The organism is Vibrio ouci, from assembly GCF_004551525.1.
In the GTDB taxonomy this organism is placed as follows: Bacteria; Pseudomonadota; Gammaproteobacteria; order Enterobacterales; family Vibrionaceae; genus Vibrio; species Vibrio ouci.
This window is the reverse complement of record NZ_SATR01000022.1, coordinates 1-12,276: the sequence shown is the minus strand read 5'-3', so window position 1 is coordinate 12,276 and position 12,276 is coordinate 1. Positions and strand designations below refer to the sequence as shown.

Annotated in this window: 9 protein-coding genes; 6 read left to right on the top strand and 3 right to left on the bottom strand. The window is 45.9% G+C overall.

All coding sequences use genetic code 11. From position 1 onward, the window contains the following. Window positions 1-14: 14 nt before the first annotated feature. Window positions 15-1,376: a bifunctional UDP-N-acetylglucosamine diphosphorylase/glucosamine-1-phosphate N-acetyltransferase GlmU gene (gene glmU, locus ELS82_RS14675; RefSeq protein WP_134836147.1), complete on the top strand. Its 1,362-nt coding sequence runs from the start codon at window positions 15-17 to the stop codon at window positions 1,374-1,376. Window positions 1,377-1,433: 57 nt separating this feature from the next. Here the strand turns inward: glmU and punC are convergent, their stop codons facing one another. Next, window positions 1,434-2,633 (bottom strand): purine nucleoside transporter PunC, encoded by a 1,200-nt coding sequence (punC, locus tag ELS82_RS14670; RefSeq protein ID WP_134836146.1) that lies wholly within the window; start codon window positions 2,631-2,633, stop codon window positions 1,434-1,436. A gap of 152 nt (window positions 2,634-2,785) precedes the next feature. Here punC and punR point away from each other — a divergent pair, with 152 nt between their 5' ends. After that, window positions 2,786-3,691 carry a DNA-binding transcriptional activator PunR gene (punR, locus tag ELS82_RS14665; RefSeq protein ID WP_134836145.1) on the top strand — a complete coding sequence of 302 codons (906 nt, stop codon included), beginning with the start codon at window positions 2,786-2,788 and terminating at the stop codon, window positions 3,689-3,691. A gap of 188 nt (window positions 3,692-3,879) precedes the next feature. Further along, window positions 3,880-5,508, top strand: a complete 1,629-nt coding sequence (locus ELS82_RS14660) for a sensor domain-containing diguanylate cyclase (protein WP_134836200.1) — start codon at window positions 3,880-3,882, stop codon at window positions 5,506-5,508. Window positions 5,509-5,551: 43 nt separating this feature from the next. On the opposite strand, the gene fadA is transcribed toward ELS82_RS14660, so the two are convergent. Both fadA and fadB read right to left on the bottom strand, forming a co-directional pair. Then, window positions 5,552-6,727, bottom strand: coding sequence for an acetyl-CoA C-acyltransferase FadA (gene fadA, locus ELS82_RS14655; protein ID WP_134836144.1), 1,176 nt, complete (start codon window positions 6,725-6,727; stop codon window positions 5,552-5,554). 15 nt (window positions 6,728-6,742) lie between these two features. Further along, complete coding sequence (fadB, locus tag ELS82_RS14650) at window positions 6,743-8,914, bottom strand: fatty acid oxidation complex subunit alpha FadB (protein ID WP_134836143.1); 2,172 nt, start codon at window positions 8,912-8,914, stop codon at window positions 6,743-6,745. Between the two features lie 268 nt (window positions 8,915-9,182). On the opposite strand from fadB, the gene ELS82_RS14645 reads away from it, so the two are divergent. From ELS82_RS14645 to hemG, 3 genes are read left to right on the top strand one after another with little or no spacing between them, the layout of a single operon-like run. Continuing rightward, window positions 9,183-9,806: a YigZ family protein gene (locus ELS82_RS14645; RefSeq protein ID WP_134836142.1), complete on the top strand. Its 624-nt coding sequence runs from the start codon at window positions 9,183-9,185 to the stop codon at window positions 9,804-9,806. Window positions 9,807-9,851: 45 nt separating this feature from the next. Further along, complete coding sequence (locus ELS82_RS14640) at window positions 9,852-11,309, top strand: TrkH family potassium uptake protein (protein ID WP_134836141.1); 1,458 nt, start codon at window positions 9,852-9,854, stop codon at window positions 11,307-11,309. A 9-nt stretch (window positions 11,310-11,318) separates the two neighbouring features. Further along, a complete protein-coding gene (gene hemG, locus ELS82_RS14635) occupies window positions 11,319-11,846 on the top strand; it encodes a menaquinone-dependent protoporphyrinogen IX dehydrogenase (RefSeq protein ID WP_134836140.1) in 528 nt (175 codons plus the stop codon). Window positions 11,847-12,276 lie beyond the last annotated feature (430 nt).

Genomic DNA, 12,276 nt, shown 5'->3' with positions numbered 1-12,276 from the left:
ATATAGGTAACCTAATGAAATTTAGCGCGGTCATTCTCGCGGCGGGTAAAGGCACTCGCATGTATTCTAATATGCCAAAGGTACTGCATACTTTAGCTGGCAAACCGATGGCAAAGCATGTTATCGATACTTGTAATGGCTTAGGTGCGCAGAATATTCATTTGGTCTACGGTCACGGCGGTGATCAAATGCAAGCTAAGCTTGCTGAAGAGAGCGTAAATTGGGTACTTCAGGCGGAGCAGCTGGGTACTGGTCACGCAGTGGATCAAGCATCGCCTCAATTTGAAGATGATGAAAAGATCTTAGTGCTTTACGGTGATGTTCCATTGATCTCTGAGGAGACGATTGAGAACTTACTAGATGCTCAGCCAAATGGTGGTATCGCGCTATTAACAGTCGTACTCGATAACCCAATGGGATACGGCCGTATAGTACGCCGAAATGGTCCTGTGGTTGCGATCGTAGAACAAAAAGATGCGACAGATGAGCAAAAGCTTATCAAAGAGATCAACACTGGCGTGATGGTTGCCACTGGTGGTGACCTCAAGCGTTGGCTTGCTGGGCTAAACAACGAAAATGCCCAAGGCGAGTATTACTTAACTGATGTGATTGCAGCCGCTCACGATGAAGGTCGCGCAGTAGAAGCGGTTCACCCGGTAAACCCGATTGAAGTGGAAGGGGTGAATGACCGAGCTCAGCTTGCTCGTCTAGAGCGTGCGTTCCAATCTATGCAAGCGCAGAAGTTGCTTGAGCAAGGAGTGATGCTACGTGATCCTGCACGTTTTGATCTGCGTGGTGAGCTGCAATGTGGTATGGATTGTGAAATCGATGCTAACGTGATCATCGAAGGTAAAGTCTCGCTCGGTGATAATGTGGTTATCGGTGCTGGTTGTGTACTGAAAGACTGTGAAATCGATGACAATACTGTGGTTCGTCCATACAGCGTGATTGAAGGGGCAACCGTTGGTGAAGAGTGTACCGTTGGTCCATTCACTCGTCTTCGTCCAGGTGCAGAGATGCGTAATGACTCTCACGTAGGCAACTTTGTTGAAGTGAAGAATGCACGTATCGGTGAAGGTTCAAAGGCTAACCACCTAACCTATCTTGGTGATGCAGAAATCGGTCAGCGCACTAACATCGGTGCAGGCGTGATCACTTGTAACTACGATGGTGCGAATAAATTTAAGACCACTATTGGTAACGATGTGTTTGTTGGTTCTGACTGTCAGCTGGTGGCACCGGTAACAGTAGCCGATGGCGCAACCGTTGGTGCTGGTACCACATTGACTAAAGATGTCGCGGAAGGTGAGTTAGTAATTACTCGCGCGAAAGAGCGCAAAATTACTGGTTGGCAGCGACCTGTTAAACAAAAGTAACTGCTTAGAATAGTAAAAAGGCCCTAGCATCGAACCTGCTAGGGCCTTTTTTATGGCTTATTCATCACTGACCACACGTGAGTTATCAGGCGCACTGAAGTGCTTTGATAGCTCTTTGTTAGAGATTATGTAGCCAGCCCATAGTCCTGCCATACAGATGATGATGGCAAAACCAGTTACTGCTTGAGCCTGACTAGCCATCGCTGCCACAAGCGCACTTGATAGGCTGCTGACACTGATTTGCAGGCTGTTTTGTAAGCCTGCTGCGGTCGCTGGGCTCTGCTTAGCACTTGCAAGCGCACGGTTTACGACAATCGGATATAGCGCGCCGTTAGCCACGGCAATCAAACAGAATGGCGCTAAGATTGGCCAGATAGAGCTAAGTTGCCACTGGGATGCGATAAAGATCAGCAGAGACGCAACACTAAATAGGCCAATCAGCTGACGGAGTACCTTTTCATCACCAAACTTTTTCACGCCGACTTTACCTAGGTAACCACCCGCCATAAATGCGATAGTTTGTGGAATAAAGCTTAGGCCGATATCTTTCGCGGCATAGCCTAGTTGAGCCATGATTTCAGGCATACCAGTTAGGTAAGCAAAGAAAGCGGCAGAAGCCGTGGCAAACATCAGCACATTACCGAGGTAAGTTTTGGAGCCGATCAGAGCTTTAATGTCATTAGAGACCGATGTTGGCTTAGCGGTGGTTGGTTCACTTTTCTGAGCCATAGTTACCGCAACGAGCAATACACCCATGATCGTCAGTGCAATAAAGATACTATGCCAACCAAAATTGTCGGCGAGCAGTACACCTAGCTGAGGGGCAAGGGCAGGTGATAGTGCCACTAATGGCATGATAGTAGCGAAAATCTGCTGGCTTTGATTGGCGTGGCGTTTGATGACCATGGCTTGCCAGATCACCGCTGGAGCACACACACCGATCGCTTGAACAAAGCGTAGTGTGAGTAGTTGCCAAACTTGATCGCTAAATGCTAGTCCGAACGAGGCTAGAGTGAAAAGGGTTAAACCAGCGGCAAGTGTGTTTCGATGGCCGAATTTGTCTGATGCCAGCCCCCATAGGAGTTGACCAATCGCCATGCCAACCAAAAACACGGTCAGTGAAAGGGCTATGTACTCGGGACCTGTAGCAAAGTCGACTTCCATTGCTTTAAATGCTGGTAAGTACATGTCTGTGGCAATAAAGCCCAGCATAGAGAGTGCAGCAAGGTAAACGAGTTGTAGTTTAGAAATTGTCATGATCTTTCCAATCAAATTATTTAATCAGTAATTACTCAGTATCAGTTTTGTTTTGACCCTGATTTATTTGCCTTGCCATTCTATTTTTCGATTCCTAGAATGAGAAACGCTAAAATTGTTGGTTATTAATCAAATTTTTTGATGGATATAAAATGTTTTCTAAATCTTCTCTAGAGATGCTTGATACTGTCGCTCGGTTAGGCAGCTTTACCGCAGCTGCCGATGTATTGCATAAGGTGCCTTCTGCGATCAGCTATGGGGTTAGGCAGGTCGAGCAGGAACTTGATGTGGTTTTGTTCCGTCGTTTGCCGCGTAAGGTAGAGCTCACACCTGCTGGAGAGCTGTTTATTGCCGAAGCGCGGATGCTACTGCGACAAATGGAAGATCTAAAGTCACAAACTCGCCGCGTCGCGCATGGCTGGCAGTCGACGTTAAAGCTGACCCTCGACAATGTGGTTAAGCTCGACAAGCTTAAACCTATGGTCGAGAGCTTTTACCAACAATTTGAATTTGCAGAGCTACAGATCAATATGGAGGTGTTTAACGGTTCATGGGAAGCCATTGCCCAAGAACGAGCTGACATCGTGATTGGTGCGACTTCTGCTATTCCTATTGGTGGTGACTTTGAAGTGAGAGATATGGGCGTACTGGATTGGGCCTTCATCATGTCACCCGCTCACCCATGTGTTCGGCAACAGCATTTAAATGAGGCTTATGTTAGTCAGTTCCCTGCGATTTGTTTAGATGACACTTCAAGTGTGTTGCCCAAACGACATACAGGTCATTACGCCAAACAGAGAAGGTTATTACTCCCCAATTGGTACAGCGCAATTGAGTGTTTAAAAAATGGTATTGGCGTGGGCTACATGCCTCGGCATATCGCTCAGCCGCTGATTACTGAAGGTGTATTGGTTGAAAAAGTGTTGCCAGAAGATAAGCCTCTTAGCCAGTGCTGTTTGGTGTGGCGTAAAGATGATAACCACAAAATGATTGAGTGGATGGTCAACTACTTAGGCTCCAGTGACCAATTACATCAAGACTGGATCCAAGCGCGATAGCTTTAGACCTTGGAGTTAGGCTCTCAATGTGACGGTGAGGCAAGGTCTAACAAAAATAATTAACTCGTAATTGAGTTTTGTATAGTTATTGTTATATTCAACCCGTTGTTCTGTAAAGTTGCGGGTGAGTTGTGAGAATAGTCGATACAAAGTGGCAAATACTGCCAATTGTAATTCTGTCGATATCTATGCTGCTGGGGTTGTACGGCTTTTATGTCACCCTAGAAAAGCTGGTGGTTGAAAATGAGAGTGATCGCTTAACGTCGCTGATGTCTGATGTATTGCATGAGTTCAGAGAAGACAGTGAGCTATTTACCGCGCAGCTGGATATCGATGATTATATTGGTGATTTGACGCAAGCGAGTCCTAACTTACGTATCCAAGTCATAGCGACTGATGGCACTGTTATTGGTGATACTGACTTATCTGATTCAGCGCTGGTCAATATTGAAAATCACGGTAGCCGACCAGAAGTTATTCAAGCGATAGAGAGCGGGCTGGGCAGCGATGTGCGCTTTAGTACCGTGACTTCGACAGATAGGATTTATAACTCCGCTAAAGAGCATGTTAACGGTACAGACTATATCGTTGTAATCTCGTCGCCAATGTATCAACTCAAGCAAATGAACTTCCAACTGATGGGCATTCTTATTGGTATGGCCCTGCTTAGTTTGAGCTTCTTGATCGGCACTTCCTATTTCAGTAATCGCCAGATAAGTCTTAAAGTTGAAGAAGAGCAGAAGAAGCAAGATGAGCGAATTCGTCAACGTACCAACGAAATTGAATTAATGCACCGCTTAGCCAACATGTTGGCGGCTTGTAATAATTTGGTTGAAGCGCAGAAAATTGTCTCCGACATTCTGCCGAGAATCTTAGGTAATGTGAATGGCAGCGTCTCTTTGATGCGCTCGTCTCGCAACCAGCTTTTGACCCAACTGGATTGGGGCGGCCATTGGCCGGGTAGCTCAAGCTTTGCGCCCGATGAATGCTGGTCACTGCGCAAAGGTCGGGTTCATCTGTCTAATGACGATTTCCATACCCTGAGTTGCGCGCATATGCAGGATATCGAACATAACCAAACGCTGTGTATCCCTTTGACCGCACATGGCAATACTATCGGCATTATGCACCTCTATTTTGGCCAAGGGGATATTCCCATTGACCCAATCACCGAGCAGTTGGCCTTTAGTGTTTCTGAGCATCTCGGTCTTGCATTGGCGAACTTAAGCTTGCAAGAGAAATTACGTTCTCAAGCATTAAGCGATCCTTTAACTGGGCTGTTTAACCGTCGATTCTTCGAGCAAAAATTGGAAGAGCATTCGATGAACTCAGCAACAACAGAGCAACCTCTTTCTCTGTTGATGTTAGATTTGGATCATTTCAAACGTTTCAACGATAACTTTGGTCATGATGCGGGTGACTTTGTTCTCAAGGAAGTTAGCGCCTTGCTTAAACATAGTGTCGGTGATGATGAAATTGCCTGTCGATTAGGTGGAGAAGAGTTAGCCGTGCTATTACCTCAATTCACCATGGAGCAAGCCACAGAGTTTGCTGAGGTGATTTGTGAATCGGTCCGTACAATGCATCTAGAGCATAAAGGGCTGTCCTTGGGTCAACTTGGTGTCTCTATCGGTGTCGCAACCTATCCATCTCCAGCCACTGATGCAGAAGCCTTGGTAAAAATGGCCGATCAGGCCTTATATATGGCCAAAGATACTGGCCGAAGCCGAGTGGTCAATTATGAGCAATATAGCCATAATAAATCACCCAATGCCGATGTTATCGACCTAGAAGATAAGCTTTCTAGTAATCAATAAAAAATGCCCGCTTCAAAGCGGGCATTTTATTATGATGTTCAACTTATGGGCGTTCGAAAACCGTCGCTATCCCCTGACCCAGACCAATACACATAGTCGCTAGACCATACTTGGCATCTTTATCTTCCATAAGATTGATTAGCGTCGTCGAGATGCGTGAACCCGAACAACCTAGTGGGTGACCCAATGCAATGGCACCACCGTTGAGGTTGACCTTTTCATCCATTACATCGAGCAGGCCAAGGTCTTTCGCACAAGGAAGAGATTGCGCTGCAAACGCTTCGTTAAGCTCAACAACGTCCATATCTTCAATCGATAGACCTGCACGCTTGAGGGCTTTTTGCGTAGCAGGAACAGGGCCATAACCCATGATGGATGGATCGCAGCCAGCGATCGCCATGCCTTTAATCCGTGCTCGGATCTTCAAACCGAGTTCATTGGCTTTCTCTTCACACATGATCAGCATTGCGGAAGCACCATCAGACAGCGCTGATGATGTACCTGCTGTTACAGTGCCGTTTGCAGGATCAAACACTGGACGAAGCTGAGATAAGCCTTCCACTGAAGTTTCAGGGCGAATTACTTCATCGTGATCGAGAGTAAATAGCGTTCCGTCTGCAGCATGACCTTCAATTGGTAGGATTTCGTTCTTAAAACGGCCTTCTACGGTCGCTGCGTGTGCACGAGCATGAGAACGTGCCGCAAACTCATCTTGCTGCTCGCGGCTGATACCATGCAACTTACCGAGCATCTCTGCGGTTAAGCCCATCATACCTGCGGCTTTGGCGACCGTTTTTGACATACCTGGGTGGAAATCGACACCGTGATTCATTGGCACGTGACCCATATGCTCGACACCACCAATTAGGCAAATCTCAGCATCGCCAGTCATGATGGCACGAGTGCCATCATGCAGGGCTTGCATTGATGAGCCACACAGACGGTTTACCGTCACGGCACCAATCTCTATTGGCAGTCCAGCGAGAAGAGCAGCGTTACGCGCCACGTTGAAGCCTTGCTCTAGCGTCTGCTGAACACAGCCCCAATAGATATCTTCGATTTCGCTTGGGTTTACTTGCGGGTTGCGAGCAAGGATACCTTTCATCAAATGTGCTGATAGGTCTTCAGCACGAGTATGACGGAAAGCGCCACCTTTAGAGCGACCCATTGGAGTACGTAGACAATCGACTACGACAACGTTTCTTGTTTGATTAGTCATTTTGGGAATCCCTCTTTAGATAGAACCTTGCTGTTGTGTGCCGTAGAAGCTTTCGCCTTTAGCCGCCATATCAATCAGCATTTGTGGTGCTTGGTACATCGCACCTAAATCAGTATATTTCTTCGTTATCTCAACAAAGTTAGCAATACCGATGCTATCTAGGTAGCGGAATACACCACCACGGAAAGGAGGGAAGCCTAGACCGTAAACTAGCGCCATGTCCGCCTCTTGAGGCGAAGCAATGATCTCTTCTTGTAGACACAACACGACCTCATTGATCATTGGTACCATCATACGCTCAATGATGGTCTGGTCATCAAACGCTTGTCTCTCATCGCATACGTTGGCTAGTACAGGTAGGATGTTGTCATCGAAGCTTTTCTTCGGCTTACCGCGTTTGTCGACGCTGTAGCTGTAGAAACCTCTACCATTTTTCTGACCGTATTTGTCGGCTTCAAACAGTGCATCAATCGCGTCTTTGTCTTGTTTACCCATTCGCTCAGGGAAACCTTGCGCCATGACAGCTTGCGCGTGGTGAGCAGTATCAATCCCGACCACATCAAGTAAGTAGGCAGGGCCCATTGGCCAACCGAACTGGCGCTCCATAACCTTATCAATCTTAGTAAAGTCAGCACCGTCACTGAGTAGTTTGCTGAAACCGCCAAAGTATGGGAACAGTACGCGGTTAACAAAGAAGCCTGGGCAGTCATTAACAACAATAGGGGATTTGCCCATTTTAGCGGCATAAGCAACTACGCGGTTGATAGTCTCATCAGAGGTGTGCTCACCACGGATGATCTCCACCAATGGCATGCGGTGTACCGGGTTGAAGAAGTGCATACCACAGAAGTTTTCTGGGCGTTTGAGTGATTTCGCCAGTAGATTAATTGGAATCGTCGAGGTGTTTGACGTGATAACGGTGTCTTGGTCAACGTGTGTTTCAACTTCGCTCAAAACAGCAGCTTTGACCTTTGGATTTTCGACCACCGCTTCGACAATTACATCTGACTGCTCAATTCCCGCGTAGTGAAGGCTTGGTGTAATCGATGCAAGAATACCTGCCATCTTAAAACCGTCGATACGACCGCGAGATAGGCGTTTATTTAACAGCTTTGACGCTTCAGTCATACCGAGATCAAGTGATGGCTGCGCGATATCTTTCATCAGCACAGGTACGCCTTTTAGCGCTGATTGGTAAGCGATGCCGCCACCCATAATACCCGCACCAAGCACAGCTGCACGTTGAGTCTCTTTGCTTGCCGATTTCGCGGCTTTCTTAGCAATGCCTTTGATGTATTGGTCGTTTAGGAATAAGCCAACTAAAGATTTAGCTTCTTCAGATTTCGCTAGCTTGACGAAGTGTTTACGCTCAATATCAAGCGCTTCATTACGAGCAAAGCGCGCGCCTTCTTCAATGGTAATAACGGCTGTCATCGGTGCTGGGTAATGAGGCCCTGCTTTTTGTGCCACGAGACCTTTCGCCATCGTGAAGCTCATCATCGACTCAAGTTTGCTCAACGATAGGGCTGAGGTTTTCTGCTTGCGACGACCTTTCCAGTCCAGATTTTCGTTAATCGCCTGGTTAAGCGTTTGGATCGCCGACTCTTTTAATACTGCGGTGTCGACGATTGCGTCGAGTAAACCAATCTTGAGAGCTTCATCTGCGCGGCAAGCTTTACCCTGAGTGATGATCTCCATAGCGCTATCAGCGCCAATAACACGAGGTAGGCGAACACAACCGCCAAAGCCGGGCATAATGCCGAGTTTTGTTTCAGGTAGGCCAATGCTGGTGGTTTTATCACCAATACGCATGTCGGTAGCAAGTACACACTCACAACCCCCGCCCAATGTATGGCCTTTTAGGACCGAAATAGTGGGTACGGGTAAGTCTTCTAGTTTATTGAAGATGCTATTAGCAAATCTTAGCCATTCATCCAGCTCTGATTCTTGCTTAGCAAAAAGGCCAAGAAACTCGGTAATATCTGCACCTACAATGAAGGCATCTTTATCCGAGGTTAACAATAGCCCCTTTAGTGATGAGTGGTTACTTAGTGCATCTAGAGCTTTATCAAGAGACTCTAGTGTCGCTAAGTTGAGCTTATTGACTGATTGAGGAGCGCAGAAGCTGAGCTCAGCAATGCCATCTTGTAATTCCTTTACCTGTAGGGTTTCGGCTTGGTAAATCATTGTCTATCTCCGTGACATACAATCTTTGATTGTGTGTATAGCGGCGAGCGGTGTGTTTTTCTCAACATGGAGAGGCTCGCGTCTATCTAGGAAAGTGGTATTATTTTTATTCTGGTTTGACCAGTCGTTTCAGTGTGGACTTGCTGGTGGTTAAATTCAATACATTTTTTAAACAACTGTTTAACATTGTGCGCTTGGACAGATCTTAGGCGACGCAGAAATCACTCTCATGCTACACTGCAAGCATTGCGATAAATGAACTAACACCATGAATGACCAGCCCTATTTGGTTCCAGCTTTACCGACTCAATTTGATGAAGAGATAAAGAAAAGCCTCTTTATTACTTACCTTGCTCATACCCCTTCTATTGAGGCAGCAAAAGCGTTTATAGACGAAATTAAAACCAAACATTCCGATGCAAGGCATAACTGTTGGGGTTTTGTCGCTGGCCGACCTGAAGATTCAATGAAATGGGGATTCAGTGATGATGGTGAGCCTTCAGGCACTGCTGGAAAGCCTATTTTGGCACAGCTTTCTGGCTCGGGGGTCGGTGAGATCACGGCAGTGGTAACCCGTTACTCCGGTGGAATTAAGCTTGGAACAGGCGGTTTAGTTAAAGCATATGGTGGTGGCGTACAGCAAGCATTAAAGACGCTTCAAACTATTGAGAAAAAAATAACCACAAATCTACTACTGGAGTTAGACTATGGGTTTATGCCTATTGTTCAGTCCCTATGCCCGCAATTTGGTGCTGTAGAAGTCAGTGCTGAATATAGTGAACTGGTAAAAATGGTGGTTGAAATAGAAATACGTCAAGTGAGTGACTTTTCTCAGACAATCATCAATAAAAGTGGCGCCAAGGTAAATATTACCGCTTTGGATAAAAAATAAAGATAATCAGGAAGTCGGAAGCTACGCTTCACACATCATCTATTCATGCAGTTTCGTTCTATTATTCGCATTGTAGGGCTACTACTAGCCTTATTCAGTATCTCTATGCTCGCTCCTGCATTGGTGGCGCTGATCTATAGAGATGGTGCTGGTGTACCTTTTGTTACGACTTTCTTCGTATTACTTTTCTGTGGTGTAGTGTGCTGGTTTCCCAACCGTCGACACAAGCAAGAATTAAAAGCGCGCGATGGCTTTTTGATTGTCGTGCTATTTTGGACCGTACTGGGCAGTGCAGGCTCTTTGCCTTTTCTCATCGCAGACAACCCCAACGTTTCTGTAACCGATGCCTTCTTTGAATCTTTCTCTGCATTAACCACAACTGGTGCGACAGTCATTGTCGGGCTCGATGATCTGCCCAAGGCGATTTTATTCTATCGTCAATTTCTGCAGTGGTTCGGTGGTATGGGGATCATCGTGCTTGCAGTGGCTATTTTACCTGTGCTTGGTATCGGTGGCATGCAGCTCTATCGCGCCGAAATTCCGGGTCCGGTTAAAGATTCTAAGATGACGCCAAGGATTGCTGAAACGGCGAAAGCGCTGTGGTACATCTATTTGAGTTTGACGATTGCGTGTGCGGTGGCCTTTTGGCTAGCGGGAATGTCGCCATTTGACGCAATCGGGCACAGTTTTTCTACTATCGCGATTGGGGGCTTTTCAACCCATGATGCCAGTATCGGTTATTTTAATAGTTACGCCATTAATATGATTACGGTAGTGTTCTTGTTGATATCAGCATGTAACTACTCACTTCACTTTGCCGCTTTTGCATCTGGTGGTGTTCATCCTAAATACTATTGGAAAGATCCCGAGTTTCGCGCATTCGTATTTATTCAAGCGCTGCTGTTTGTGGTTTGTTTCTTAATCCTTCTTAATCACCACTCATATGACACGGTTTACGAGGCTTTCGACCAAGCGCTATTCCAAACTGTATCAATTTCAACAACAGCGGGTTTTACGACCACTGGTTTTGCTGAGTGGCCTTTGTTTTTACCTGTGCTATTGCTGTTCTCTTCGTTTATCGGTGGTTGTGCTGGTTCAACCGGTGGTGGTATGAAGGTGATTCGTATCCTGCTACTTACATTACAAGGTGTACGTGAGTTGAAGCGCTTAGTTCACCCGAGAGCGGTCTATACCATCAAGGTTGGTGGCAGCGCCCTGTCGCAACGCGTCGTAGATGCGGTATGGGGGTTTTTCTCTGCTTACGCCCTAGTCTTTGTTGTTTGTATGCTAGGACTGATCGCTACAGGGATGGATGAGCTAAGTGCCTTTTCAGCCGTCGCAGCAACGTTAAATAACTTAGGTCCCGGATTAGGTGAAGTTGCTCTGCACTTTGGTGATGTGAATGATAAAGCCAAGTGGGTACTTATTGTTTCGATGCTGTTTGGTCGACTAGAAATATTTACCTTACTAATTTTACTTACGCCGACGTTTTGGCGTAGCTAAGGAGATTCCGTGGCGAAAGCGCTATTTTTATACTCTAGCCGAGAAGGGCAGACCAAAAAAATTCTTCATTATATAGAAGAGCAACTTACCGAGTTTGAATGTGAGGTAGTGGATCTGCATACAGCGACTGATATCGACTTCTCTGATTATGAGAAAGTTCTCATAGGAGCATCGATTCGCTATGGTCACCTAAATAAAAAGCTTTACCAGTTTATTGCAAAGAACCAATCACAGCTTGAAGGTAATAAGGTGGCGTTCTTTTGTGTCAATCTTACCGCGCGTAAGGAAGAACAAGGTAAAGATACCCCTGAAGGCAGTGCTTATATAAAGACGTTCCTTAACAAGTCACCGTGGCAACCCAAGTTAATCGGGGTATTTGCTGGTGCTCTCTATTACCCACGTTACAGTTGGTTTGATAGAACCATGATTAAATTCATTATGTCGATGACTGGCGGGGAAACGGATACGACCAAGGAGGTCGAATACACCAATTGGGAAAAAGTGGCTCTTTTTGCAGATAAGTTTAAAAAATTGTAGAAATAACGTGCTCTTTTGAATGCTTTTGATGCAAATTTGTCCGAACGACAAAAAAGTCAGAAAAAACGTCAAAAAGGGCTTGCCAATGTGATCGCAATCTCTATAATGCCACCTCGCTGACACGGGAACGCTTCGAAGCTTAGGTTGAGAAGAGAATGAAAGCCCAGTTGGCTAGGTCACTTAGCCAAGCGAAAACGCTTGAAAATAAGTTTGAAAAAAGTGGTTGACACTAAACTTTAACTCGCTAAAATGGCCGTCCGATTTGAGCAAGGCTCAATTCGAAAAGCTCTTTAACAATATAAACCTATCAATCTGTGTGGGCACTCGTTGATGATAATCCAATTAGATACTTCGGTATCAAATTAGGTTTCAATGAAACGAAGTGACCAATACAAATAATTACTTTCTTTATAGAGAGGGGTTATTTGGC

What these genes read in the sequence shown, in the direction of transcription:
- glmU (WP_134836147.1), top strand. Translation starts at nt 15, where the DNA reads ATGAAATTTAGCGCGGTCATTCTCGCGGCGGGTAAAGGCACTCGCATG.
- punR (WP_134836145.1), top strand. Translation starts at nt 2,786, where the DNA reads ATGTTTTCTAAATCTTCTCTAGAGATGCTTGATACTGTCGCTCGGTTA.
- fadA (WP_134836144.1), bottom strand. Translation starts at nt 6,727, where the DNA reads ATGACTAATCAAACAAGAAACGTTGTCGTAGTCGATTGTCTACGTACT.
- ELS82_RS14640 (WP_134836141.1), top strand. Translation starts at nt 9,852, where the DNA reads ATGCAGTTTCGTTCTATTATTCGCATTGTAGGGCTACTACTAGCCTTA.
- punC (WP_134836146.1), bottom strand. Translation starts at nt 2,633, where the DNA reads ATGACAATTTCTAAACTACAACTCGTTTACCTTGCTGCACTCTCTATG.
- ELS82_RS14645 (WP_134836142.1), top strand. Translation starts at nt 9,183, where the DNA reads ATGAATGACCAGCCCTATTTGGTTCCAGCTTTACCGACTCAATTTGAT.
- fadB (WP_134836143.1), bottom strand. Translation starts at nt 8,914, where the DNA reads ATGATTTACCAAGCCGAAACCCTACAGGTAAAGGAATTACAAGATGGC.
- ELS82_RS14660 (WP_134836200.1), top strand. Translation starts at nt 3,880, where the DNA reads ATGCTGCTGGGGTTGTACGGCTTTTATGTCACCCTAGAAAAGCTGGTG.